Origin of the sequence: Nocardia sp. BMG51109 (assembly GCF_000526215.1) — a bacterium.
In the GTDB taxonomy this organism is placed as follows: Bacteria; Actinomycetota; Actinomycetes; order Mycobacteriales; family Mycobacteriaceae; genus Nocardia.
In genome coordinates this window covers 4,996,914-5,021,377 of record NZ_JAFQ01000004.1, presented here as the reverse complement: position 1 = coordinate 5,021,377, position 24,464 = coordinate 4,996,914, and the positions used below count along the sequence as shown (strand labels likewise).

Genomic DNA, 24,464 nt, shown 5'->3' with positions numbered 1-24,464 from the left:
CCGAGGGTTTCCACAGGGTGCGCGGGTACGGTGAAGGGCGAGCAGACAACCACGGCACGCATACAACCCGGGTCCGGATGGGTATACGCACTGGGACATCACCGGGCGAGAGTGGCAAGATCGGACGTGAGTGGCAGGATTGAGGGAAGGGAATAGCCACCCGCGAAGTGGTGTTGACAGATGTCGGGCCATGCTTCCGGCCGTTCCGGCCGGGCTCCATTGCGGCAACACGGGTCCTGAGGAGACTTCATGACTGTGCAGAACGAGACCACCACCCACGGTGTGACGCTGACCGACGCGGCCGCCTCCAAGGCGAAGGCGCTGCTCGATCAGGAGGGGCGTGACGATCTGGCGCTGCGGATCGCCGTACAGCCCGGTGGTTGCGCGGGGCTGCGCTACCAACTGTTCTTCGACGATCGCTCGCTCGACGGCGACCTCACCGCCGAGTTCGGCGGCGTCGCGCTGACCGTCGACCGGATGAGCGCCCCGTACGTGCAGGGTGCCGCCATCGACTTCGTCGACACCATCGAGAAGCAGGGTTTCACCATCGACAACCCGAACGCCACCGGCTCCTGCGCCTGCGGCGACAGCTTCAACTGACCTTCGCCACGAGCACGGGACCTCCGACCTGGGGGTTCCGTGTCGTTTGCTGCCCGGAGCCGGCCTATCCGATTGTCCGCCAAGGTAAGCGCCCCTGACTGGGACGCTGCTCCGTCGGGTGGTGAGGGTCCCGTTCGACGGTGTACGTTACGAACGACCGTTTTTGTGCGTTCATGGGTGATTCACCTGTGTGCACAAAGCCCCGGTCCCTTTCCGCCGGCCCGCTACGCGTCTGTCGAGCAGCGACGGCGTGCGCAGCACGACACCGAAGGATTTCCTCTGTGACTATCGCCGTGTCCGCATCCATTGCGTCCGATAACCTCATGCATTTTCCTGGCAAGTTCTCCGAGTCCCTGCTGGCAGATCAGCTGGAACACATCTCGGTGAGCTTCCTGGTCGATGACCTGACCATCCGCCGCGGCGGCGTCGCAGGCAACATCGTCTACGCGATGGGTCAGCTCGGCCGCAATCCGCTGCTGCTCGGCGCGGTCGGCCAGGACTTCGGCGAGTACCGCGAGTTGCTGGAGCGCAACGGCGTGGACTGCTCGGCCGTGCTGGTCTCCGACAAGGCGCACACCGCGCGCTTCATCTGCAACACCGACGACGAGATGGCCCAGATCGCCGCCTTCTACCCGGGCGCGATGAGCGAGGCCCGCGACATCTCGATCGCCGAGGTCGCCCGCACCCGGGAGCTGGAGCTGGTGCTCATCGGCGCCAACGACCCGGAGGCGATGCTGCGGCACACCCGCGAGTGCCGGGAGCTGGGCATCCCGTTCGCGGCCGACCCGTCCCAGCAGCTGGCCCTCCTCGACGGCAACCAGGCCCTCGAGCTGATCGACGGCGCCGCATACCTTTTCACCAACGAATACGAGCTGGGCCTGCTGCTGCAGAAGACCGGGGTGACCCTCGAGGAGATCGGGCAGAAGGTCGGCATCCGGGTCACCACGCTGGGTGCGAAGGGCGTGCAGATCGTCGACCGCGACGGCACCGAGGTCAACGTCGAGGTGGTGCCGGAACGCGCCAAGGTCGACCCGACCGGCATCGGCGACGCCTTCCGCGCCGGCTTCCTGACCGGACACCAGGCCGGACTCGGCCTGGAACGCGCCGCGCAACTGGGTTCGCTCATCGCGGTGCACGTGCTCGAGACCGACGGCCCGCAGGAATGGGAACTGAAGCATGACGAGGCGCTCGAGCGGCTTCGCACGGCTTACGGCCCGCAGGCCGCCGACGACATCGCGCCACTGCTGAGCTGACCGACAGATCCGACCCGCGCCGCATCGTCCGACCGACGGTGCGGCGCGTTTCCGCAATCCGCAAATAGCGAATCGGCGATTCGCCCGTGTCCGAACCGATTCGGCCGCCGCACTATACGGTGACGAATCACAACCGGTCGAATGCGCGCCGATCGCCGCCGAGCCATAGGGTGGTTCGTATGGGATCCGACCGTGTGTATTTTCGTCAGCTGCTGGCGGGCCGGGACTGGGCCGTGGGCGATCCGATCGCCACGCAGATGCGCAATTTCGCGTATTTGATCGGCGACAGAGACAGCGGCGAGTGCGTGGTCGTGGATCCCGCGTACGCGGCGGGCGATCTGGTGGATATCGCCGAATCCGACGGGCTGCGCCTGACCGGCGTGCTCGCCACCCACCATCACCCCGATCACGTGGGCGGCACGATGCTCGGATTCACCCTGCGCGGGGTGCGTGAACTGCTCGAACGCGTGCAGGTTCCGGTGCACGTCAATGCGGAAGAACTACCTTGGGTGGCGAATGTCACCGAAATCGCGCCGAGCGAATTGACCGGGCACGACCACGGCGACAAGGTGGCCGTCGGCGGGCTCGAGATCGAATTACTGCACACCCCGGGCCACACGCCGGGCAGCCAATGCTTCCTGTTCGACGATCGGCTGGTCGCCGGCGATACCTTGTTCGTCGACGGCTGCGGGCGCACGGATTTCCCGGGCGGCGATTCCGACTCGATGTTCCGCAGCCTGCGGTATCTGGCGGGCCTGCACGGAGATCCGGTGGTTTATCCCGGGCACTGGTATTCGCAGGAACCCAACGCCGCGCTGTCGGCGGTGCGCGACAGCAACTATGTGATGCGCCCGCAGACTTTGGAACAGTGGCACATGCTGATGCCGGGCTGACCGGTCGCCCGTTCACGCCCCGGTCATCCACTCATACCAGAGTGCGCATCCAGCCGTGAATATCGGCGAACGTGCCGCGCTGGATTCCGGTCAGCGTGTCGCGCAGCGCCATGGTGACCTCGCCGGGTTCGCCGTCGCCGATGGTGAATTCGCCGTCGGCCGAATGCACCGAGGCGACCGGAATCACCACGGCCGCGGTACCGCAGCCGAAAACCTCGGTGATCTCACCGGATTCGGCGCCCCGGCGCCATTCCTCGACCGAGATCTTGCGCTCCTCCACCTGGTAGCCGGAGTCGGCGGCCAGGGTCAGCAGCGAGTCGCGGGTGATGCCGGGCAGCAGCGAACCGGACAGTTCGGGAGTCACCAGCCGCGCCTGCGAACCCGAGCCGTAGACGAAGAACAGGTTGTTGGTGCCCATCTCCTCGACGTAGCGGTGGTCGCAGGCGTCCAGCCACACCACCTGGTCGCAGTCCTTCTCGGTGGCCTCGGCCTGCGCCAGCAGCGAGGCGGCGTAGTTGCCGGCCACCTTGGCCTCGCCGGTGCCGCCGGGCGCGGCCCGCACGTACTCGGTGGACAGCCACACCCGCACCGGCTTCAGGCCGCGCGGAAAGTACGCTCCCGCAGGCGAACCCAGAAGCAGGTACCGGTAGGCGCCGGCCGGCTTGACGCCGAGGCCGGATTCGGTGGCGAACATGAACGGGCGCAAGTACAGCGAATCCTCGCCGCCGGCCGCGGGCACCCAGTCGGTGTCGACCTCGAGCAACTGGCGGATCGACTCGACGAACAGCTCCTCGGGCAGCTCGGCCATCGCCATCCGGCGCGCCGACCGCTGGAACCGGCGGGCGTTGGCGTCGATGCGGAAGGTCGCGATGCCGCCGTCGCCCTGCCGGTACGCCTTCAGCCCCTCGAAGATGGCCTGGCCGTAGTGGAACACCATGGTCGCCGGGTCCATCGTCAGCGGGGCGTAGGGCTCTACCCGCGGATCGACCCAGGCACCGTCGCGGTAGTCGATCGACACCATGTGGTCGGTGAAGTACCGCCCGAAGCCGGGATCCACCAGAATCTCCTGTCGCCGCGCCGCCGGGGTGGGCGACGAATGCGGGAGACGGGTGAACTGTGCGGCAACGGTCATGACCCGATCCTAGAACGCGGCGTCGAGCCCGCGCGGGCCCGGTCCCGGCATCGCCGCAGGCGCGGGCGGCGGCCGGCGTGCCGCGGCCCGGTGCGCGGGAGCCGGCGTCAGGAGGTGCGCGGGGTGACGAACGGGGGCTTGACGACCTCGGCGCGCAGCCGACGGCCGCGCACGTCGACCGCCACCTCGGCACCCGGTTCGAGACCGGCGGTGCGGTCCAGCAGCGCCAGGGCGATACCGGCCTTCAGGGTCGGCGAGAACGTGCCCGACGTGGTCTCGCCGACGGCCTCGTCGCCGCTCAGCACGGTCTGTCCCGGCCGCAGCACGCCGCGGTCGAGTGCCTTGAGGCCCAGCAGGATTCGGCGCGCGCCCGCCGCCTTCTCCTGCTCGAGCGCGGCCTTGCCGACGAACTCCGGCTTCTTCCAGCCGACCGCCCAGCCGCAGCGGGCCTGCACCGGGGTGATGTCCGGGGACAGCTCGTGGCCGTGCAGCGGATAGCCCATCTCGGTGCGCAGGGTGTCGCGGGCGCCCAGGCCGGCCGGCTCGCCGTCACGGGCGCGGACCTCGGCCAGCAGCGCCCGGAACAGCGGCTCGGCGTCGTCCCAGCGCGGCAGCAGTTCGTAGCCCTGCTCGCCGGTGTACCCGGACCGGCAGACCCGCACCGGGCGGCCCTCCCAGTCGGCGTCGGCGAAGGCCATGAACTCCATCTCGGTCGGCAGCCCGAGCGCCGCGAGCACCTCCGCCGACCTCGGTCCCTGCACCGCGAACACCGCGTAGTCGCGGTGCTGGTCGGTGACCGTAATGCCGTCCGCCCCTTCGGTGATCGCCTTCCGCAGCTCGCCGACCACGCCGGCGGTGTTGGCGGCGTTGGGCACCAGGAACAGTTCGTCGTCGCTCACGTAGTAGACGATCAGGTCGTCGAGCACGCCGCCGTCCGGCGCGCAGCACAACGTGTACTGCGCCTTGCCCGGGCGGATCCGGCCCAGGTCGTTGGTCAGCACCGTATTCACCAGCCGCGCCGCGCCCGGACCGCGCACGGTGGCCTTGCCGAGGTGACTCACGTCGAACAGGCCGGCCGCGGTGCGCACCGACGTGTGCTCGGCCACGGTCCCGGCGTACTGAACGGGCATTTCCCATCCGCCGAACGGCGCGAAGGTCGCGCCCAGCTCGGCGTGCACGTTCCGGATCGGGCCCTGCTGCAGATTCGAGTCGGTCACGAGGCGAGCCTATCGGTCGAGGCGCCGGCGCCGGCCATACCGGTGCGGCGAATCACGGTGCCCCGGCGGACCGGAGATCGCGGGATCGGCCGGGGAACCACATCGGGATCAGGATCGGGCCGTTCTCGGGCAGCGGGATCGGATCGCCCGTCCGCTCGAAACCGTGCCGGGCGTACAGCCGCGCCGAACGTTCGGTGCTGGCCTCGAGATACGCGGGCACACCCGCCTCGGTGGCCGCCCGGATCCGGTCGGCCAGCAGCGCACCGCCCGCCCCCGAGCCGCGGTGGCCCGGGAGCGTCACGATCGCTTGCAGGTAGCGGTGCGGGAACCGCTGCGGATGGTGTTCGGCGATCGCGGCGGTCACCGCCGCCATCCGGCGGAACGGCCGCCGCGGCATCGCGTCGAACAGTTCCCGCGACTGCTGTGCCTCCTGCCGGGCGCGGTCCGGGCTCGTCACCGTCTGCCACACCGACACCGTCCAGATGTCGTCGCCCGCTCCGGCCACCCAGATCTCGTCCTCGCTCAGCGCCCGGGCGATCATGTCGGGCATGTACTGCTCGCGGAAGCTCTCCGCGACATCGGGGTGACCGTCCATCACCCACGCCGACACCGCCTCGTCCGCCGCGGCCGCGGCGAACACCTGCGCCACCGTCCGCGCCTCCGCCGGTTCCGCGCGACGCACCGACACCTCCGAGCCCATCTCCGGCCTCCTCCTCGTGAACTCTGCGTGTGAACGCCGTCTGTGACCGTCAAGATATGGTCTGCCCTGCGGAGTGACGAGCATTTCGTCACACTGGATGGTGTGACGAAATCGGAATCGGCGTGTGCCGTCTGCGCCGAGCCGCTCGCCCAGCCCCGGCGCGGCCGGCGCAGGCGGTACTGTTCGCGGTCGTGTCAGGCCCGCGCCTACCGCGGCCGCCGCGACACCACCGAAACACTTCCGCGCCGGCCGCGCTCACGGCGCCTCACCGCCGTCGGAATCGTCCGTGCCGCAGTGGAACTCGCCGACCGGGACGGCCTGCACGCACTATCGATGCGCCGGATCGCGACCGAACTCGGCGTCGCCACCGCCGCCCTGTACCGCCACTTTCCCGACCGCGACACCCTGCTCGCCGCGATGACCGAACTGGCGCTCGGCGAAAACCCGCCGCCACCAGACGATCTCACCGGCTGGCGAGCCCGGCTCGCCTACGAGGCCCGCGCGGAATGGCGGCTGTACCGCGACCATCCCTGGATCCTGCCGGTCCTCGCCCGCACCCGCCCGCCGGTGAGCCCCGCGCTCCTGGACAGCCTGGAACGCTTCTTCGCCGCCCTGGACCGCCCGGGCATCACCCGAGACCAGACGCCGGCTATCTACCTGTCGGTCTCGGGCCTGGTCCAGGGCCTGGCACTGCTACCGAGTTCCGAACACGGACCCACCACCGGCGCGGCATCCTTCCGCGCCACCGCCATCGACCTGGTCACCCACGGCACCTACCCCACCCTGTCCCGCCACTTCGCCCCCCGAACCGACGACCTCACCCTGAACTTCGACCACCTGCTCGAGGACGGCCTCACCCTCCTCCTGGACGGAATCGCCGCACACCACTTCCCGGACGACCGACCCGTTCCACGCAGCGGGCGGGTCACCTCCGCACCGGCGGGCGGCGGGCCGGACAGTAACCTTGGGCGCATGACAGGTGTTGCAGATCGTTCGCTCGGACCGGAGTTGGCACGTACCACGGAGATCGACGCCGATGTGCTCGTCGTCGGGCTCGTCACGACCGAGGACGGGCCGGCGATCGCGCCGGACGACGCGTTCGGCGACGTGCTGGACGCGCAGGTCCGGGCGACGCTGCTGGAGCAGTTGCGGGCCGTGGGGGCGAAGGGGAAGGCCGACGAGCTGACCCGGATTCCGGCCGTGGTGGGCCTGCGGGTCAGCAGTGTGCTCGCGGTGGGGCTCGGTGCCGCCGAGAAGGTGGATGCCGAGCAGATCCGCAAGTCGGCCGGTGTCGCCGGGCGCGCGCTGGCCGGGACCGGCACCGCCGTCACCACCCTGTCGGGCCTGGATCTGGGCCCCGCGGCCGAGGGCTTCTATCTGGGCGCCTACTCCTTCACCCCGTTCCGGTCGGACAAGTCCGCGCCCAAGCCGGACGAGCAGCCGGTGCGGCGGGTCGAATTCCTGGTTCCCGAACCGGGTTTCGGCGAGGAGGCGCTGTTCCGGGCGCAGGCCACCGCCGAGGCCGTCGCGACCGCGCGCGATTTCGTCAACACTCCGCCGAGCCACCTGTACCCCGCCGAATTCGCCGCGCGCGCACAGGAACTGGCCGAGGCCGCCGGACTCGAGGTCGAGGTGCTCGACGAGAAGGCGCTGGCCGACCAGGGTTTCGGTGGCATCCTGGGCGTCGGGAAGGGCTCGTCGCGGCCGCCGCGGCTGATCCGGATCGCCTATCGCGGCGGCGCCAAGAAGGTGGCGCTGATCGGCAAGGGCATCACCTTCGACACCGGCGGCATCTCCATCAAGCCGGCCGCCAACATGGAGAACATGACCTCGGATATGGCCGGTGCCGCCGCGATCATCGCCACCGTGCTGCTGGCGGCGCGGCTGAGTCTGCCGGTCACGGTCGTCGCGACCGTGCCGATGGCCGAGAACATGCCGTCGGACACGGCGCAGCGGCCCGGCGACGTGCTGACCCAGTACGGCGGCACCACCGTCGAGGTCGTCAACACCGATGCCGAGGGCCGGCTCGTCCTGGCCGACGCGATCGTGCGGGCCGGCGAGGACGAGCCCGAATACCTGATCGACGTCGCCACCCTGACCGGCGCACAGGTCGTGGCGCTCGGCACCCGCACCCCGGGCGTGATGGGCACCGACGAATTCCGTGACCGCGTCGCCCGCGTCTCGCAGCAGGTCGGCGAGAACGGCTGGGCCATGCCGCTTCCCGCGGAACTACGCGCCGACCTCAACTCGAAGATCGCCGACCTGGCCAACGTCACCCCGCACCGCAACGGCGGCATGCTCGCGGCCGGCCTGTTCCTGCGGGAGTTCGTCCCGGAGGGCGTGCAGTGGGCGCACCTGGACGTCGCCGGCCCGGCCTACAACACCGGCGGCCCCTTCGGCTACATCGGCAAGGGCGGCACCGGCGTCCCGGTCCGCACCCTCCTCGCCGTCCTCGACGACATCGCCGCCGAATAATCTCACGGGTTGGCGTCGCCGCGCAGTTCCTGCTCCAGCGCCCGCTTCCGCTCGATGCGGCGGCGGGCGTCGTAGTCGCGCATGCGTTGCGGGTAACCGGTGCGGCCGACGTCGTAGACGGGGATGCCGAGCCGGCTCGACAGCTGCCGGGCGCCCTTCTCCCCCACCGCCCGCCGGGTCCACTCGCCATCGGTGGCGATGAGCACCACCGTGACATCGGTCACGGTGGTCTTCGGCTCCACATAGGCCTCGACACCAACATGGGTGCGAACCCAGTTGTCGAGATAGCGATACTCGCCGGCATCGGCGCCGCCCGGACCACCGCGGCGGAAACGATCCAGCAAACCCATCCCCGCCCCACCTCCTCATTCCTCACAAACCGGACACGCTCGAACCCGGTCCCATCGATACTGCCAGGAGCGCGGTGACCGCCGCAGAATCCGGATCCGCCCATAGCGAACAGGGTCGTGTGAACGGGGCCCGACAGCACACACGGCCCGCCCTGTGCTACGTGCCGTGGCGGCGAGTGCAAGGATGGAGACTCGGAACATGAACCACACGGATCTCCGGTGCCACACAGAATGATCGGTGGCTGATGCGGACACCGCCGCGACCGCGGTGCGCGCCCGCCGCGAGAGACGAACTGTTGTAGACCCGTCGAGCAGTTAGAGGAGTCAACGGACATGGCCTTCTCCGTCCAGATGCCAGCTCTTGGTGAGAGCGTCACCGAGGGCACTGTGACCAGGTGGCTGAAGCAGGAAGGAGACACGGTCGAGGTCGACGAGCCGCTGCTCGAGGTGTCCACCGACAAGGTCGACACCGAGATCCCCTCCCCTGCGGCCGGTGTGCTGACCAAGATCGTGGCCAATGAGGACGACGTCGTCGAGGTCGGCGGCGAGCTCGGTGTGATCGGCGAGGCCGGTGAGGCCGCCGCAGCCGCGCCCGCCCCTGCCCCCGAAGCCGCCGCGCCTCCGGCCGCCGCACCGGCGCCCGCCCCGGCACCCGAGCCGGCCCCGGCCGCGCAGCCCGCCGCCCCGGCGCCCGCACCCGCCGCGGCCCCCGCGCCCGCGGCCGCCGACGGAACTCCGGTGCAGATGCCCGAACTGGGCGAGTCCGTCACCGAGGGCACCGTCACCCGCTGGCTCAAGCAGGTCGGCGACGAGGTCGCGGTGGACGAGCCGCTGCTGGAGGTGTCCACCGACAAGGTCGACACCGAGATCCCGTCGCCGGTGGCCGGCACGCTGCTGGAGATCAGCGCGAACGAGGACGACGTGGTCGCGGTCGGCGGCAAACTCGGCGTCATCGGCAGCGGTTCCCCCGCACCCGCACCGGCTCCCGCGCCTGCCCCGGCGCCGGAGCCCGCACCCGCACCGGAACCCGCGCAGCAGCCCGCGGCCGCGCAGCAGCCGGCCCCCGCTGCGGCACCCGCCCCCGCTGCGGCACCCGCCCCCGCTGCGGCACCCGCCCCCGCTCCGGCACCTCAGCCCGCCCCGGCTCCCCAGCCGGCCCCCGCACCGCAGCCGGCCCCGGCCGCGCAGAGCCCCGCGCATGCCGCCTCGGGCGACGGCGAGGCTCCGTACGTGACCCCGCTGGTGCGCAAGCTGGCCGCCGAGAACAACGTCGACCTGTCGTCGGTGCAGGGTTCGGGCGTCGGCGGCCGCATCCGCAAGCAGGACGTGCTGGCCGCCGCCGAGGCGCAGAAGCCCACCGCGGCACCGCAATCCGCCGCGCCGTCCGCACCGGCCGCCGCGGCGCCGCAGTCCGCCCCCGCCGCCGCGGCGGCCGGCGTGCGGCCGCAGCTGCAGGCGCTGCGCGGCACGGTCCAGAAGGCCAGCCGCATCCGCCAGATCACCGCGGTCAAGACCCGTGAATCGCTGCAGACCACCGCGCAGCTGACGCAGACCCACGAGGCCGACGTCACGCGGATCGCGGCGCTGCGCGGCCGCGCCAAGGACGCGTTCAAGGAACGCGAGGGCGTCAACCTGACGTTCCTGCCGTTCTTCGCCAAGGCCGCGGTGGAGGCGCTGGGCGTGCACCCGAACGTCAACGCCTCCTACAACGAGGAGACCAAGGAGATCACCTACCACGCGTCGGTGCACCTGGGCATCGCGGTGGACACCGAGCAGGGCCTGCTCTCCCCGGTCATCCACAACGCCAGCGACCTGTCGCTGGCCGGCCTGGCCCGCGCAATCGCCGATATCGCCAACCGCGCCCGCACCGGCGGCCTGAAGCCGGACGAGCTGGCCGGTGGCACGTTCACCATCACCAACATCGGCAGCCAGGGCGCGCTGTTCGACACCCCGATCCTGCTGCCGCCGCAGTCGGGAATGCTGGGCACGGGCGCGATCGTCAAGCGGCCGGTGGCGATCTCCGACAACGGCAACGAGTTCATCGGCATCCGCTCGATGTGCTACCTGCCGCTGACCTACGACCACCGGCTCATCGACGGCGCCGACGCGGGCCGCTTCCTCACCACCATCAAGCACCGGCTCGAGGAGGCCGCGTTCGAGGCCGATCTGGGTCTGTAACACGAAGATCCGGTCACCCGCATGAAGGTTGTCATCGCCGGCTCGTCCGGACTGATCGGGACGGCGCTCGTCGCGGCACTGCGCCGCGAAGGCCACGAGGTGGCCCGCCTGGTGCGCCGTCCCGCCGAGGCCGGCGACGAGTTCACCTGGGATCCCGTCCGCGCGCAGCTCCCGCGGCAGGCGCTGCGGGGTGCGGACGCGGTGGTCAACCTGTGCGGTGCCGGTCTCGGGGCGCGGCGCTGGACCGGCAGCTACCAGCAGCTGCTGCGCGACAGCCGCCTCACCCCGACCGACGTGCTCGCCGAGGCGGTCGCCGACGCGGGGGTGCCGACGCTGGTCAACGCCAGCGGCGCGCACTACTACGGCGGCGCCACCGGTGACCGGGTGGTCACCGAATCCGATTCGGCCGGAACGGATTTCCTGAGCACACTGTGCCGGGACTGGGAGGCCGCGACGCGACCGGCCGCCGACGCCGGTGCCCGGGTGGTCCTGCTGCGCAGCGCCCTCGTGCTGTCGCGCACCGGCGGCCTGCTGGGCAAGCTGCGGCTGCTGTACGCACTGGGACTGGGCGGCCGGCTCGGCAACGGCCGCCAGTACATGCCGTGGATCTCCCTGGACGACGAGGTCGGCGGCATCGTCTTCGCGCTCACCCACGACACCGTGTCCGGACCGGTCAACCTGACCGGACCGGCACCGGTGACGAACGCCGAATTCAATCGCGCCCTGGCCGGCGCCCTGCGCCGCCCGGCACCGTTCGTGGTGCCCGCCTTCGCCCTGCGCCTGGCCCTCGGCGACATGGCCGACGCGGCGATCCTGCACGGACCGCGGGCCATCCCCACCGTGCTGGAGCAAGCGGGATACCCGTTCCAGCACAACACGATCGGCGAGGCGCTGAACGCGACGGTCGGCCGCGGCGCCGGGTGACCGACTCGGTCGGGCGGGCTCGACGTACCGTTCCCAGCACAACGGTTGTCACGATGCGGCCGGTCGGCGCCGGCGCGCGGGGAGCCGCGCCCGGCCGTCCGCGGTGGTGGCCCGATCCGGCGGCTCGGCGGCTCCTCGCTACCGTTCCCCCGTGAGCGACAACGAGACGTCCGGTGTGGTGATCCGGGATGCGCGTGCGGCGGACCTGCCGGAGATTCTGGCGATCCACAACGACGCCATCGCCGAGACGACCGCGATCTGGGACACCGCGCCGGTGGACCTCGAGGAGCGGCGGGCCTGGCTGCGCGACCGCACGGCCGCCGGATATCCCGTCCTCGTCGCCGAGTCGGCGGGCGAGGTCGCCGGCTACGCGAGTTACGCGCAGTGGCGGCCGAAGTCGGGCTACCGCTTCACCGTGGAGAATTCGGTGTACGTCGCCGACCGGTTCCATCGCCGGGGAATCGCCACCGCATTGCTGACCGAGCTGCTGGCCCGGGCCGAGCGGTCCGGCACGGTGCATGCCGTGATCGCCGCCATCGAATCCGCCAACACCACCTCGATCGTGCTGCACGAGAAGTTCGGCTTCCGGATCGTCGGCGAGTTACCCGAGGTCGGCCACAAGTTCGGCCGGTGGATGGATCTGACCCTGATGCAGCTCACGATGCCCGGCGCGGTGTGCGGATCCGGGGGCGGCCGACCGCCCCGGTGACCGCCGACCCGCGCTCGCCCGCCGGTAACGATGGCGTAACCTCGCTCGGGTGAGCGAGCCTTCTCTCCCTGGCAGCCGCAGGCCGGCAGAGTCCGCGCGATACGACGACACCCCCGTCCTCGTCGAGAACCTGGGCCTGATCGATTACCACCGGGCGTGGGAACTGCAACGCGAGATCGCCGAGCAGCGCGCCGAGGGCGCGGGCCGGGATCGGTTGCTGCTGCTGGAACATCCGTCGGTGTTCACCGCCGGCCGCCGCACCGAACCGGCCGACCTGCCGCTCGACGGCAGCCCCGTGGTGCAGGTCGACCGCGGCGGCAAGATCACCTGGCACGGACCGGGGCAACTGGTCGGCTATCCCATCGTGCGGCTGGCCGAACCGGTCGACGTCGTCGACTACGTGCGCCGCCTGGAGGAGGCCCTGATCACCGTGTGCACCGGCCTCGGCGTCGACTGCGGCCGGGTGGACGGCCGGTCGGGCGTGTGGGTTCCGGCCGACGATGTGCTGCCCGAACGGAAGGTCGCCGCGATCGGCGTGCGGGTGCAGCGCGGCGTCGCCCTGCACGGCGTGGCGCTCAACTGCAATTCCGCCCTGGAGGGCTTCGCCTCGATAGTGCCCTGCGGCATCCGCGACGCCGGGGTGACGACCCTGAGCCGGGAGCTGGACCGCGAGGTCACCATCGGCGAGGCGCTCCCCGCCGTCACCGACGCGATCCTCCGGGCCCTCGACGGCGAGTTACCGGTCGCCGAGCACGCTGTTGCCCGTGTCACAGCCGACCGCGCCCGGTCCGGAGCACCCGCCCGGGCCGAATGATCACGGGCGTAGCATCGGTCCAGTGACATCCGTCGACACCACGGCATCGCAAGGTTCGGCCCACAACGCCGACTCGCCGCACAACACCGGCTCGCCGCATGATGCAGCAGCGGCCGACACATCGTCCTCCCGACCGGCTCCCTCCGTGGATACGCAGGCTGCCGCCTCCGGTCCCATCGTTCGGGAGGAGAACGGCCGCAAGCTCCTTCGCATCGAGGCCCGCAACGCGCAGACCCCGATCGAGCGCAAACCCTCGTGGATCCGCACCCGCGCCACCATGGGCCCGGAGTATTCGGAACTCAAGAGCCTGGTGAAACGCGAAGGGCTGCACACGGTCTGCGAGGAGGCGGGCTGTCCCAACATCTTCGAATGCTGGGAGGACCGCGAGGCGACCTTCCTGATCGGCGGCGAACAGTGCACCCGCCGGTGCGATTTCTGCCAGATCGACACCGGTAAGCCGGCCGAACTGGACCGCGACGAGCCGCGCCGGGTCGCCGAGAGCGTGCAGGCGATGGGCCTGCGCTACTCGACCGTCACCGGCGTCGCCCGCGACGACCTGGACGACGGCGGCGCCTGGCTGTACGCCGAGACGGTCCGCGCCATCAAGCGGCTCAACCCGCACACCGGCGTGGAACTGCTGATCCCCGACTTCAACGCGATCCCCGAGCAGCTGGCCGAGGTGTTCTCGGCCCGCCCGGAGGTGCTGGCGCACAACGTCGAGACCGTGCCCCGGATCTTCAAGCGGATCCGCCCGGCGTTCCGCTACGAGCGGTCCCTGCAGGTCATCACCGAGGCCCGGGAGGCCGGCCTGGTCACCAAGTCCAACCTCATCCTCGGCATGGGCGAGACCCCCGACGAGGTCGAGCAGGCGATGCGCGACCTGCACGAGGCGGGCTGCGACATCCTGACCATCACCCAGTACCTGCGCCCCTCGCCGCGGCATCACCCGGTCGACCGCTGGGTCAAGCCGGAGGAGTTCGTCGAGCACTCCCGTGTCGCCACCGAGATCGGCTTCGCCGGCGTGATGGCCGGTCCGCTGGTGCGCTCCTCCTACCGCGCCGGCCGGCTCTACGCCCAGGCCATGCGGCGGCACGGCCGGGAACTGCCGGCCGAGATGGCTCATCTCGGCGACGAAAGCAGCGCCTCGCAGGAGGCGTCCTCGGTGCTCGCACGCTTCGGTTCCTGACGCCGCCCGGGCCGGGGCCGTTTCATCACGGCCCGGGCTCGTTCCCGGCATGTCGTCTCGGGATCTTGCGAATCGATGACAGGCCGCGGTCCCCGGTGGGAAGCTCGGGTTGACCGCACGTGTCTACTCCGGGAGCGAGGACACATGGCCGAGAGAGCGAGCACATCGGCAGGCGCCAACGGCACGACGATCACGGCGGAACGTCCCGACGCGATCCGCAACGTGGTCCTCGTCGGTCAGAGCGGCTCGGGTAAGACCACGCTGGTGGAGGCCCTCTCGATGGCCACCGGCGCGCTCACCCGGGCAGGCCGGGTGGAGGACGGCACCTGCGTGTCCGACTACGACGACATCGAGCATCGCCAGCACCGATCGGTGCAGCTGTCGGTGGTGCCGGTCGCCTACGGCGGCATCAAGATAAATCTCCTGGACACGCCAGGATATGCCGATTTCGTCGGCGAGCTGAGGGCCGGTCTGCGGGCAGCGGACGCGGCCCTCTTCGTTATCTCGGCCGCCGCGGGCGCGGCGGGCGTCGGCGGGCAGACCCTCGCGCTGTGGGAGGAGTGCGCGAGCGTCGGCATGCCGCGCGCGCTGGTGATCACCCACTTGGACGCCGCCCGCGCCGATTTCGACGAGATGACCGAGACCTGCCGCGACATCCTCGGCGGCGGCGCCGCGGAAAGCATGCTGCCGCTGCATCTTCCGGTGTACGGCCCGCGGGGATCCGACGGGCACCGGCCGGTGACGGGGCTGATCGACCTGCTCACCGAGCATGTCTTCGACTACTCCCGGGGCGAGCACACCCGTGCCGAGACGACCGCCGAACAGGCCGCCCTGATCGACCGGGCCCGCGGGCGGCTCATCGAGGGCATCATCGCCGAGAGCGAGGACGAGACCCTGATGGACCGGTACCTGGCCGGTGCGGAGATCGACCTCACCACCCTGGTCACCGATCTGGAGCGGGCCGTCGCCCGGGGCACCTTCCACCCGGTCCTGATCGCGGCGCCGCCGCCGGAGGGCGCCCGCGAGGGCCTGGGCATGGTGGAGATCCTGGATCTGATCACGCGCGGATTCCCCACTCCCGCCGAACATCCGGTGTCGGCGTCGCGACTCGGCGACGGCTCCGGTCCGGTGCCGCTGACCTGCGATCCGGCCGGCCCGCTGGCGGCGGAGGTGATCCGCACCGCGTCCGATCCCTACGTCGGGCGGGTGTCGCTGGTGCGGATGTTCTCGGGCACGCTGCACGCCGACGACACCGTGCACGTCTGCGGGCACGGTCCGATCGAGGAGCGCAACCACGACGTCGACGAGCGGGCGGGCGGGCTGTCGGCGCCGTTCGGCAAGCAGCAGCGCCCGCTCGGCCAGGCGATCGCCGGCGATATCGCCTGCGTCGGCAAGCTCGGGCACGCCGAGACCGGCGACACTCTCTCGGCCAAGGACGCCCCCCTGCTGATCGCGCCCTGGCCGATGCCGGAACCGCTGCTGCCGGTGGCCATTCGCGCACACGGCAAGGCCGACGAGGACAAGCTCTCGCTGAGCCTGTCGCGCCTGGTCGCCGAGGATCCCGCGGTGCGGCTGGAGCAGAACGGCCAGACCCACCAGCTGGTGCTGTGGTGTCTGGGCGAGGCGCATCGCGACGTGGCGCTGGAGCGGCTGCGGTCCCGCTTCGGGGTGCAGGTCGACACGCTCGATCATCGGGTGGCGCTGCGGGAGACGTTCGCCACCGGCGCATCCGGGCGGGGCCGGCACGTGAAGCAGTCCGGCGGCCACGGCCAGTACGCGATCTGCGAGATCGAGGTGGCGCCGCTGCCGGAGGGGTCGGGCATCGAATTCGAGGACAAGGTGGTGGGCGGAGTCGTTCCGCGCCAGTTCATTCCGTCGGTGGAGAAGGGCGTGCGGGCGCAGGCCGCGCGCGGGGTGGTCGCCGGATATCCGCTCGTCGATGTGCGCGTGACGCTGTACGACGGCAAGGCACACTCGGTCGATTCCTCCGACGCCGCCTTCCAGACCGCCGGTGCGCTGGCGCTGCGCGAGGCCGCCGCGGCCGCCCGGGTCGACCTGCTGGAACCGATCGCCGAGGTGCGGGTGACGGTATCCGACGACCACGTCGGCGCCGTGCTCGGCGACCTGTCCGGCCGCCGCGGCCGGGTCCTGGGCACCGAACCGACGACCGGCGGCCGCACCGTCGTCCGTGCCGAGGTCCCCGAACTCGAACTGAGCCGCTACGCCATCGATCTGCGCTCGCTGGCGCACGGCTCCGCGCACTTCACCCGCGCCTACACCCGGCACGAGCCGATGCCCGCGCAGCGTGCCGAGGACATCCGGGCACAGGCGAGCGCCCCGGCGTGAGCGGTCAGGCCCGGAGGCGGTAGCGGAGCGTAACCACGCAGGGCCCCGCTCAGGCCGACAACGACACAGCCTGAGCAGTCAGGCCCGGAGGCGGCAGCGGAGCGTAACCACGGGCCCCGCATCCCCGGCGCGGGCAACCGGGCATTCCCGGATATCCTGAGAATCATGGCAGCAGGTAAGGGCGGGCAGGCGTCCAAGGAAGCGAAGGCCGCCGCCAAGGCGGCACGCAGGCAGGCGTCGAAGGAGCGGCGCCAGCAGCTCTGGCAGGCGTTCAACATGCAGCGCAAGGAGGACAAGCTCCTGCTGCCGTTGATGATCGGCGCGCTGGTGGGCATCACCGTGGTGCTGTTCGTGATCGGCCTGTTCGTGCACCTGCAGTGGTTCTTCCTGCCGGTCGGCCTGCTGCTCGGCGCGCTGGTGGCGTTCATCATCTTCGGCCGCCGGGTGCAGCGCAACGTCTACGCCAAGGCCGAGGGCCAGGCCGGGGCGGCCGCATGGGTGCTGGACAATCTGCAGGGCAAGTGGCGCGTCACCCAGGGCGTCGCGGCCACCACCCAGCTCGACGCCGTGCACCGGGTGATCGGCCTGCCGGGTGTCGTGCTGGTCGCCGAGGGCTCCCCGTCGCGCCTGAAATCGCTGCTGGCGCAGGAGAAGAAGAAGACCGCCCGGCTGGTCGGCGACACCCCGATCTACGACGTCGTCATCGGCAACGACGAGGGCCAGGTCCCGCTCAAGGGTCTGCAGCGCTACCTCACCAAGCTGCCGCGCAATATCGACACCAAGCGGATGGATCTCATCGAGGGCCGGTTGTCGGCCCTGGCCACCCGCGGCGGCCCGGCCATGCCGAAAGGCCCGCTGCCCACCGGCGCCAAGATGCGCGGCATGCAGCGCACCATCCGCCGCCGCTGACACCGAGGACGAGCCGCTGCGGACGAGACAACGTTGACGAGACAGCGTTGACGAGACGACAGGCCCGCGCCCCGCACACCGGGATGCGGGCCTTTTCGTTGCCCGGGCGGGAATGATTCGGGCGCGGAGACCGTCAGCGCAGGCGGACCAGGGCGGTGCCGGTGGCGCGGTCGTGCATGCCGCGGCCGTCGGAGTCGGTGAACAGGGCGGGGACCACGAAGATCAGCAGGACCTGGCGGGCCAGCGCGCGGACGACACCGACCGGGGCCTCGGCGTCCACCCGGATCACGCGCATCCGGAGGAAGAACTGGCCCGGGGTGAAGCCGAACAACGTCACGGTGACGATGCCGATCACGAACCACACCAGCAGCGTGAGCGTGTTGATCGAGCCGCCGCGGGCGATCAGCGCCGCGATGCCCATGGCGATGAACCAGTCCACGAACAGCGCGACGATCCGCCGCATCATCGACACCAGGGAGCCGGCCCCGGACTCCGGCAGCCCCAGCAGCTCGCCCGGGTACTCGTCGGGACCCGGCTCGCCCGGATCGGACGCGTTCGGTCCGGACAACCAGGAGCCGGTGATTCGTGCCATGTCCTCAGCTTAGGCATCCGGTGCACGCCGCCCGCGTCACACCCGTGTCCCCTCCGCCGCGATCGGTGCGCCAACCGGGCCCGCGGTGTTGCGCGCGAGAAACTCACAGCGGCGGGTCCCGTGCGAGGCGTGCTTTTTCACACATCTTTTCGGTACCTTCGCAGCCAGCCGGGCTCCGCGAATGGCAGGATATGCGTGCTGGTCCGGCCGTTATCGGTGGCCCGCCCTCCTCCGCGGGAGGCGCCGGGACGCCGAAACCCGAGGCCAGCGGTACGTGTAACACTGGCGAAACACAGTCTTGATTGTCGGGAAACACCGCATCCATAGCGTTCAGCGACGACACCCAGCAATCGGCACAGGCTGGGAACCGATCCGTAAGGAGTACTACGTGGCGTTCAGCACGGCCGACGAGGTCATCAAGTACATCAAGGAGGAGGAGGTCGAGTACGTCGACGTCCGGTTCACCGACCTCCCCGGTGTGCAGCAGCACTTCTCGATCCCGGCGAAGGCGTTCACCGCTGATCTCGCCGAAGAAGGCATGGCGTTCGACGGATCGTCCGTGCGCGGCTTCCAGTCGATCGACGAGTCGGACATGCTGCTGCTCCCCGACTTCAGCACCGCGCGGATCGACCCGTTCCGCGCCGCCAAGACGCTGAACCTCAACCACTTCGTGCACGACCCGTTCACCCGAGAGTCCTACAGCCGCGACCCGCGCAACGTCGCCCGCAAGGCCGAGGAGTACCTGAAGAGCACCGGGATCGCCGACACCGCGTTCTTCGGCCCCGAGGCGGAGTTCTACATCTTCGACTCGATCCGCTACGACTCGGCGATCAACGGCGCCTTCTACGAGATCGAGTCGGTCTCCGGCTCCTGGAACACCGGCGCGGAATACAACCCGGACGGCACCCTGAACCGCGGCTACAAGGTCCGCAACAAGGGCGGCTACTTCCCGGTCGCGCCGTACGACCACTACGTCGACCTGCGCGACAAGATCTCGACCAACCTGCAGAACGCCGGTTTCGAGCTGGAGCGCGGCCACCACGAGGTGGGCACCGCCGGCCAGGCCGAGATCAACTACAAGTTCGGCACCCTGCTGTCGGCGGCCGACGACCTGCAGCTGTTCAAGTACATCGTGAAGAACACCGCGTGGGCCGAGGGCAAGACGGTGACCTTCATGCCCAAGCCGCTGTTCGGTGACAACGGCTCGGGCATGCATGTGCACCAGTCGCTGTGGAAGGACGGCAAGCCGCTGTTCCACGACGAGGCCGGCTACGGCGGGCTGTCGGATCTGGCGCGGCACTACATCGCCGGCATCCTGTACCACGCGCCGTCGCTGCTGGCGTTCACCAACCCGACGGTGAACTCCTACCACCGCCTGGTGCCGGGCTTCGAGGCCCCGATCAACCTGGTGTACTCGCAGCGCAACCGCTCAGCGGCCGTGCGCATCCCGGTGACGGGCAACAACCCGAAGGCCAAGCGCATCGAGTTCCGCGCGCCCGACTCCTCGGGCAACCCGTACCTGGCCTTCGCCGCCATGATGATGGCCGGCCTGGACGGCATCAAGCGCAAGCTGGAGCCGCAGGCCCCGGTCGACAAGGACCTCTACGAGCTCCCGCCGGAGGAGGCCAAGAGCATCCCGCAGGCCCCCACCAGCCTCTCGTCGGTCATCGACAAGCTGGAGGAGGACCACGAGTACCTCACCGAGGGCAACGTCTTCACCGAGGACCTGGTCGAAACCTGGATCTCGCTCAAGCGCGACAACGAGATCGCCCCGGTCAACCTCCGCCCGCACCCCTACGAGTTCGAACTCTACTTCGACGTGTGAGTTGCGCGTTTCACGGAGCCCCAGCCGAATTCGGCTGGGGCTCCGGCCGTTTCGGGACCGGAAATCACGAACGATCCGTCGGGTCCGATGTGCCGACCAACTGCTCGGCGTGACGCCGGGCATCAGCAAGCGGGCGAACCGGTTTCATATCGAACCACCCAACTATCGAGAAGACCGACGCAGCGTGATCTCACCAGTGAGTCACCGGCCCGGAGCCTCGACCGATCACGGCGGACGACCCTCGTAACCGCGTTACTACGAATTCGGCCGGGGCTCCGGATGTTTCGGCTGTCCGAGGTACCGTACTGCCGTCATCTTCTCCGAGGTCGCCCACAACGTGGCCTGCAGGTGCGGATCGTGGGATCGGGTCGCGGATTTCGCGACCGCCGGAAAGCCGCGGATCTCGAACAACCCTGCCGGGCCGTAGTATTCGCCGCCGCGTGCGGCCGGGTCGGTGGCCGCGCGCAGGGTGGGTAGTGCGCCCATGGCGGGCGTGCGGCCGAACAGCTTGGCTACGGCCACGTTCGGAATCCGGAACCACGGTGGCGAGTACCGGAACACCTCGGTGGTCGCGCCGCCGGGATGGGCGGCCAGCGCCGCCACCGGGCGGTGCACCGCACGCAGGCGCCGGTCCAGCTCGTAGGTGAACAGCAGGTTGGCCAGCTTCGAGTCGGCATATGTGCTTGTGCCGCAGGGCATGCCGTCGCGGTTCATGCGGCCGAACCGGTGCCCGATGCTGCTGACGGTCACGATCCGCGCATCCGGTACCAGCAGGTCCAGCACCAGGCCGGTGAGCGCGAAATGCCCCAGATGGTTGACGCCGAACTGGATTTCGGCGCCGTCGCCGGTGCGACCGTGCAGGCCGGTGACGCCCGCGTTGTTGATCAGTAGATCGATCCGCCGGTAGCGGCGCCGGATATCGTCCGCTGCCGCCCGCACAGAGGTCAGCGAACTCAGATCGAGCCGGACGGTCTCGACGACCGCTCCCGGTACCGCGGCGGCGATCCGTCGGGCCGCCGACTCTGCCTTGCCGGTGCTGCGGCAGGCCAGTACCACCGCCGCGCCGCGGGCAGCGAGCGCGCGGGCGGTCTCGTAGCCGAGGCCGGTGTTCGCCCCCGTCACCACCGCGACCCGGCCGCGCTGATCCGGGATATCCGTCTCTGTCCACATGACCTCTCCTAACATGAACTATTCGTTCAGGTTAAAAGTGAACCATTCGTTCATGTATTGTCAAGAGCGTTCCACGACGACGGAGCCGGAGATGCCCACACGGAACCCGCGACGAGCCGACGCACAGCGCAACCGGGAGGCGATCCTGCGCGCCGCCCGCGACCTGGTGATCGCCCGCGGGCCGGAGGTCGGCATGGACGACATCGCTTCCGCCGCAGGCGTTGCCGTCGGCACGCTGTACCGGCACTTCCCGGCGAAGAAGGATCTGGTCGAGGCGATCGTGGCCGGCCTGGAAGAGCAGATCACCGCCTCACTGGACGCCGCCTCGGCCCGGGTGGAGTCCGGCGAGTCCACCGCGCTGGACGAGATCATCGGCCTGTTGCACCAGGTCACCGTCGAACTGCGGGAGGAGCGCCTGTTGCGGCACGCGGTGACCGGGCTGGCCGACGATTCCCTGGCCCGGCTCCGCGACAGAGCCGCCGCGTCGGTGGGCGGGCTGATCGCCGCGGCGCACGAGGAACAAGCGCTCCACCCGGACGTCACGGTCGACGACGTGGTCCTGCTGCTCGCCACCGCCCCGGCCGACAATGCCACCGCGGCAACACGATCGAGATGGCTCACCCTCGCCCGGCGCGCCCTGTCCCCGGACCGCCGGTGAGATCCCGGACCCGGGGGTTCGGCGGGTGCATCACGGTACCGGCCCTTGCCGATCCGGTAGACATGATGAGAAGATTAACGAGTAAGACTCTCATGATGTCGAGTGATCAGAGGAGATCACCATGACCGCGTCGGTAGCACGCATCGACCGTCCCGCCAGCGACCTGCCGCCCCGGCAGCCGTTCGAGCCCGGCTCCCGGATGTGGGACGAAACGGGCCTGATCACGTTCTCGCTCACCGCGGGATCGGCGTTCCTGCTGCAGACCATGGAGCCGACGATCGCCGCCGTCGTGGACGAGCATTCGACGTTCCGCACCGATCCGATGGGCCGCGCCACCCGCAGCCTGGCATCGGTGATGATGTGGGTGTACGGCGGTGAGGAGGCGCTGGCCGAGGCGGACCGGCTGCGCACGATGCACGCCACCCTCAACACCGTCGACGCGCAGGGCGTTCACCACAAGGCCCTCTCCTCCGGCCCGTGGGCGTGGGTGCTGCACACCGGCACCTTCGCCTTCACCGAGGGCAGCCGGTACTTCACCCGCAAGCCGCTCACCGACGCCGACAAGGATGCGTACTACGGCGAAGTGGTGCAGCTGATGCGCAACTTCTCGGTGCCGCCCAAGGAGATTCCGGCCACCTTCGCCGAATGGGAGACATGGTTCGACGAGATGGTCGACCACCATCTCGTGGCGACCAACGTCGCGCACGACTACCTGCGGGTCATCCGCAAGATCGCGCCGCCGGCCGGGCTGCCGCGGGTGCTGGCCCCGGTCTGGCGGCTGGCGACGGCGCCGGTCGGACAGCTGCAGTACTTCTTCACCGTCGGCACGACTCCCGAATCCGCCCGCCGCAAGCTGGGTCTCACCTGGTCCGATGCCGACGAGCGCAAGCTGCGGCGGCTGGGCCGGCTCATCGGCCGCACCGTCCCGCTGCTGCCGGAGCGCATCCGCTACTTCCCCATCGCCTACGAGGCCCGGCGCCTGGAGCGGGATCGCGCGCGGCTGCGCAAGATGATCGACCTGCGTCCGCTCTGAGGCCGCCCAGCACGCGGCCGGGCTTCCCAGCGCGCGGCCCGGAAGTGCTGAACAATACAACGGTGACCGTTCTCCGCTCCCCGTGTGGTGGTGACCGATGACCAGCAGCACCCACGTCGCGACCGGCGTCGACGACCGGACAGCCGAGCGGCTGGCCGCGGCGCTGCGCTGTGTGACCGTCTCGTCCGATACCGGCGACGACCCGGCCGACGCCGAGTTCGACCGGCTCGCCGCGCACCTCGAGCAGTGTTTCCCGCTGGTGCACGGCGAGCTGGAACTCGAGCGGTTCGGGCACAGCCGCCTGTATCGCTGGCCCGGCGCCGAGCCCGGCACGGCAGCGATCCTGCTGGCGCACATGGATGTCGTGCCCGTCGACGACGAGCGGCGGTGGACCCATCCGCCGTTCGCCGGAGTGGTCGACGACGAATTCGTCTGGGGCCGCGGCGCGATCGACGACAAGAGCCGGGTGATGGCGATCCTGGAGGCCGTCGAGGCGGCGCTGGCGGCCGGAAAACGCCCGCGCCGCACGGTATTTCTCGCCTTCGGGCACGACGAGGAGGCGTTCGGGCGCTCCGGCGCCGCGCGCATGGCCGCGCGTCTGCGCTCGCTCGACGTGCGCGCGGATCTGCTGCTCGACGAGGGCGGGGTGATCACCGCCGGTGTCGCGGGCGGACTGCGGAAACCCGCCGCCTTCCTCATGCTCGGCGAGAAGGGCTGGGCCACGGTGCGTTTGGCGGTGACCGATGTCGGCGGGCATTCCTCCATGCCGGGGCGGCAGACCGCGGTCGGACGGATCGCGCGGGCGGTGGCGCGGCTGCAGGACAAGCCGATGCCGCTGCGCATGACGGCGCTGACCGCGGACATGCTCGATCGCGTCCGGCCGGCGCTGTCGGGGCCGCCCCGCGCCGCGCTGAAGCTGTTCTCGCCGGCGGGTGCGGCCGTCACCCGGATGCTCGCGACCCGGCCGCAGACCGAGGCGATGGTGCGCACCACCACCGCGCCGACGGTCATCCGCGGCGGGGTGAAGGCGAACGTGCTGCCGCAGTCGGCCGAGGCCCTGGTGAATTTCCGTATCCTGCCCGGCGATTCGGTGGCCGGGGTGCTCGAGCACTGCCGCCGGGTGGTGCGCGACGACGAGGTCGCGATCCACCTGGTCGGCACGTCGTCGGAGCCGTCCGAGACCACCGGTCCGGGCCCGGCGTTCGACGTCGTCGCCGGGATCACCCGGGCCGTGGTGCCGGAGGCGGTGATCACGACGGGAATCGTCCCCGGCGCCACCGACTCCCGCTACTACGACGGCCTCGCCGCGACCCGCTGCAACTTCGCCCCTGTCCTCTTCGACCAGGCCGACCTCGGGCGTATCCACGGCACCGACGAGCGCCTGTCCCGCGCCAACTACGCCCGGCTCATCGAGTTCAACGGGCGGCTGATCGACCACTTCGCCACCCACTGAGCCGCCGCGACCAGCCCGGTCCGGCGCGTGGGAGACTGGCGGCACCG

At 70.4% G+C, this 24,464-nt stretch carries 21 protein-coding genes and 1 pseudogene; 16 read left to right on the top strand and 6 right to left on the bottom strand.

The features are described from left to right. Positions 1-249: 249 nt before the first annotated feature. The 3 genes from D892_RS0124080 (at position 250) to D892_RS0124070 (ending at position 2,746) form a co-directional block, all read left to right on the top strand. Positions 250-600: an iron-sulfur cluster assembly accessory protein gene (locus D892_RS0124080; protein WP_024803685.1), complete on the top strand. Its 351-nt coding sequence runs from the start codon at positions 250-252 to the stop codon at positions 598-600. A gap of 281 nt (positions 601-881) precedes the next feature. Continuing rightward, the gene (locus D892_RS0124075) at positions 882-1,853 is read left to right on the top strand and encodes a carbohydrate kinase family protein (RefSeq protein WP_024803684.1); all 972 of its coding nucleotides are present in this window, start codon (positions 882-884) and stop codon (positions 1,851-1,853) included. A 179-nt stretch (positions 1,854-2,032) separates the two neighbouring features. Then, positions 2,033-2,746 carry an MBL fold metallo-hydrolase gene (locus D892_RS0124070; protein ID WP_024803683.1) on the top strand — a complete coding sequence of 238 codons (714 nt, stop codon included), beginning with the start codon at positions 2,033-2,035 and terminating at the stop codon, positions 2,744-2,746. A gap of 31 nt (positions 2,747-2,777) precedes the next feature. Here D892_RS0124070 and D892_RS0124065 read toward each other — a convergent pair whose 3' ends face one another. From D892_RS0124065 to D892_RS0124055, 3 genes are all read right to left on the bottom strand, one after another. Beyond that, the gene (locus D892_RS0124065) at positions 2,778-3,878 is read right to left on the bottom strand and encodes a branched-chain amino acid aminotransferase (protein ID WP_024803682.1); all 1,101 of its coding nucleotides are present in this window, start codon (positions 3,876-3,878) and stop codon (positions 2,778-2,780) included. Between the two features lie 107 nt (positions 3,879-3,985). Next, positions 3,986-5,095 (bottom strand): glycine cleavage system aminomethyltransferase GcvT, encoded by a 1,110-nt coding sequence (gene gcvT / locus D892_RS0124060; protein WP_024803681.1) that lies wholly within the window; start codon positions 5,093-5,095, stop codon positions 3,986-3,988. Between the two features lie 52 nt (positions 5,096-5,147). Further along, positions 5,148-5,795, bottom strand: coding sequence for a GNAT family N-acetyltransferase (locus D892_RS0124055; RefSeq protein WP_051499154.1), 648 nt, complete (start codon positions 5,793-5,795; stop codon positions 5,148-5,150). Between the two features lie 42 nt (positions 5,796-5,837). Here D892_RS0124055 and D892_RS49225 point away from each other — a divergent pair. Together D892_RS49225 and D892_RS48740 are read left to right on the top strand one after the other, a co-directional pair. After that, a pseudogene (locus D892_RS49225) lies at positions 5,838-6,665 on the top strand (TetR/AcrR family transcriptional regulator); the annotation flags it as partial. Positions 6,666-6,767: 102 nt separating this feature from the next. Next, the gene (locus D892_RS48740; protein WP_024803679.1) at positions 6,768-8,270 is read left to right on the top strand and encodes a leucyl aminopeptidase; all 1,503 of its coding nucleotides are present in this window, start codon (positions 6,768-6,770) and stop codon (positions 8,268-8,270) included. A gap of 2 nt (positions 8,271-8,272) precedes the next feature. Here D892_RS48740 and D892_RS0124045 read toward each other — a convergent pair whose 3' ends face one another. Continuing rightward, positions 8,273-8,620, bottom strand: a complete 348-nt coding sequence (locus tag D892_RS0124045) for a hypothetical protein (protein WP_024803678.1) — start codon at positions 8,618-8,620, stop codon at positions 8,273-8,275. A gap of 333 nt (positions 8,621-8,953) precedes the next feature. Between D892_RS0124045 and sucB the strand changes: the two genes are divergently transcribed. From sucB to D892_RS0124010, 7 genes are all read left to right on the top strand, one after another. After that, positions 8,954-10,798 (top strand): 2-oxoglutarate dehydrogenase, E2 component, dihydrolipoamide succinyltransferase, encoded by a 1,845-nt coding sequence (gene sucB, locus D892_RS0124040; RefSeq protein ID WP_024803677.1) that lies wholly within the window; start codon positions 8,954-8,956, stop codon positions 10,796-10,798. A gap of 21 nt (positions 10,799-10,819) precedes the next feature. Further along, the gene (locus tag D892_RS0124035) at positions 10,820-11,722 is read left to right on the top strand and encodes a TIGR01777 family oxidoreductase (RefSeq protein ID WP_024803676.1); all 903 of its coding nucleotides are present in this window, start codon (positions 10,820-10,822) and stop codon (positions 11,720-11,722) included. Positions 11,723-11,897: 175 nt separating this feature from the next. Continuing rightward, the gene (locus tag D892_RS0124030; protein WP_024803675.1) at positions 11,898-12,431 is read left to right on the top strand and encodes a GNAT family N-acetyltransferase; all 534 of its coding nucleotides are present in this window, start codon (positions 11,898-11,900) and stop codon (positions 12,429-12,431) included. Positions 12,432-12,480: 49 nt separating this feature from the next. Beyond that, entirely contained in the window at positions 12,481-13,245 is a 765-nt protein-coding gene (lipB, locus tag D892_RS0124025; protein WP_024803674.1) for a lipoyl(octanoyl) transferase LipB, read from the top strand. A gap of 145 nt (positions 13,246-13,390) precedes the next feature. Further along, positions 13,391-14,431: a lipoyl synthase gene (lipA, locus tag D892_RS0124020; protein WP_232236152.1), complete on the top strand. Its 1,041-nt coding sequence runs from the start codon at positions 13,391-13,393 to the stop codon at positions 14,429-14,431. A 144-nt stretch (positions 14,432-14,575) separates the two neighbouring features. Continuing rightward, on the top strand, positions 14,576-16,777 hold the full coding sequence (locus D892_RS0124015) for an elongation factor G-like protein EF-G2 (RefSeq protein WP_024803672.1): 2,202 nt from the start codon (positions 14,576-14,578) through the stop codon (positions 16,775-16,777). Between the two features lie 165 nt (positions 16,778-16,942). Continuing rightward, positions 16,943-17,686: a DUF4191 domain-containing protein gene (locus D892_RS0124010; protein ID WP_024803671.1), complete on the top strand. Its 744-nt coding sequence runs from the start codon at positions 16,943-16,945 to the stop codon at positions 17,684-17,686. A 133-nt stretch (positions 17,687-17,819) separates the two neighbouring features. Here the strand turns inward: D892_RS0124010 and D892_RS0124005 are convergent, their stop codons facing one another. Beyond that, a complete protein-coding gene (locus D892_RS0124005) occupies positions 17,820-18,278 on the bottom strand; it encodes an RDD family protein (protein WP_024803670.1) in 459 nt (152 codons plus the stop codon). Between the two features lie 388 nt (positions 18,279-18,666). Here D892_RS0124005 and glnA point away from each other — a divergent pair, with 388 nt between their 5' ends. Beyond that, positions 18,667-20,103 carry a type I glutamate--ammonia ligase gene (gene glnA, locus D892_RS0124000; protein WP_024803669.1) on the top strand — a complete coding sequence of 479 codons (1,437 nt, stop codon included), beginning with the start codon at positions 18,667-18,669 and terminating at the stop codon, positions 20,101-20,103. 255 nt (positions 20,104-20,358) lie between these two features. On the opposite strand, the gene D892_RS0123995 is transcribed toward glnA, so the two are convergent. Beyond that, positions 20,359-21,288: an oxidoreductase gene (locus tag D892_RS0123995; RefSeq protein ID WP_024803668.1), complete on the bottom strand. Its 930-nt coding sequence runs from the start codon at positions 21,286-21,288 to the stop codon at positions 20,359-20,361. A gap of 76 nt (positions 21,289-21,364) precedes the next feature. On the opposite strand from D892_RS0123995, the gene D892_RS0123990 reads away from it, so the two are divergent. The 3 genes from D892_RS0123990 to D892_RS0123980 all read left to right on the top strand — a co-directional run bounded on the left by D892_RS0123990 (position 21,365) and on the right by D892_RS0123980 (position 24,417). After that, the gene (locus tag D892_RS0123990; protein WP_024803667.1) at positions 21,365-21,931 is read left to right on the top strand and encodes a TetR/AcrR family transcriptional regulator; all 567 of its coding nucleotides are present in this window, start codon (positions 21,365-21,367) and stop codon (positions 21,929-21,931) included. Positions 21,932-22,052: 121 nt separating this feature from the next. Further along, a complete protein-coding gene (locus D892_RS0123985; RefSeq protein ID WP_024803666.1) occupies positions 22,053-22,964 on the top strand; it encodes an oxygenase MpaB family protein in 912 nt (303 codons plus the stop codon). 97 nt (positions 22,965-23,061) lie between these two features. Further along, positions 23,062-24,417 carry a M20/M25/M40 family metallo-hydrolase gene (locus D892_RS0123980; protein ID WP_024803665.1) on the top strand — a complete coding sequence of 452 codons (1,356 nt, stop codon included), beginning with the start codon at positions 23,062-23,064 and terminating at the stop codon, positions 24,415-24,417. Positions 24,418-24,464: the final 47 nt, after the last annotated feature.

Excerpts from the sequence above, each read along its gene's own strand:
- D892_RS0124055 (WP_051499154.1), bottom strand. The coding sequence starts at position 5,795 with ATGGGCTCGGAGGTGTCGGTGCGTCGCGCGGAACCGGCGGAGGCGCGG.
- D892_RS0123995 (WP_024803668.1), bottom strand. The coding sequence starts at position 21,288 with ATGTTAGGAGAGGTCATGTGGACAGAGACGGATATCCCGGATCAGCGC.
- D892_RS0123990 (WP_024803667.1), top strand. The coding sequence starts at position 21,365 with ATGCCCACACGGAACCCGCGACGAGCCGACGCACAGCGCAACCGGGAG.
- D892_RS0124005 (WP_024803670.1), bottom strand. The coding sequence starts at position 18,278 with ATGGCACGAATCACCGGCTCCTGGTTGTCCGGACCGAACGCGTCCGAT.
- sucB (WP_024803677.1), top strand. The coding sequence starts at position 8,954 with ATGGCCTTCTCCGTCCAGATGCCAGCTCTTGGTGAGAGCGTCACCGAG.
- D892_RS0124015 (WP_024803672.1), top strand. The coding sequence starts at position 14,576 with ATGGCCGAGAGAGCGAGCACATCGGCAGGCGCCAACGGCACGACGATC.
- D892_RS0123980 (WP_024803665.1), top strand. The coding sequence starts at position 23,062 with ATGACCAGCAGCACCCACGTCGCGACCGGCGTCGACGACCGGACAGCC.
- D892_RS0124080 (WP_024803685.1), top strand. The coding sequence starts at position 250 with ATGACTGTGCAGAACGAGACCACCACCCACGGTGTGACGCTGACCGAC.
- D892_RS0124035 (WP_024803676.1), top strand. The coding sequence starts at position 10,820 with ATGAAGGTTGTCATCGCCGGCTCGTCCGGACTGATCGGGACGGCGCTC.
- D892_RS48740 (WP_024803679.1), top strand. The coding sequence starts at position 6,768 with ATGACAGGTGTTGCAGATCGTTCGCTCGGACCGGAGTTGGCACGTACC.
- D892_RS0124045 (WP_024803678.1), bottom strand. The coding sequence starts at position 8,620 with ATGGGTTTGCTGGATCGTTTCCGCCGCGGTGGTCCGGGCGGCGCCGAT.
- D892_RS0124070 (WP_024803683.1), top strand. The coding sequence starts at position 2,033 with ATGGGATCCGACCGTGTGTATTTTCGTCAGCTGCTGGCGGGCCGGGAC.
- D892_RS0124010 (WP_024803671.1), top strand. The coding sequence starts at position 16,943 with ATGGCAGCAGGTAAGGGCGGGCAGGCGTCCAAGGAAGCGAAGGCCGCC.
- D892_RS0124065 (WP_024803682.1), bottom strand. The coding sequence starts at position 3,878 with ATGACCGTTGCCGCACAGTTCACCCGTCTCCCGCATTCGTCGCCCACC.
- D892_RS0123985 (WP_024803666.1), top strand. The coding sequence starts at position 22,053 with ATGACCGCGTCGGTAGCACGCATCGACCGTCCCGCCAGCGACCTGCCG.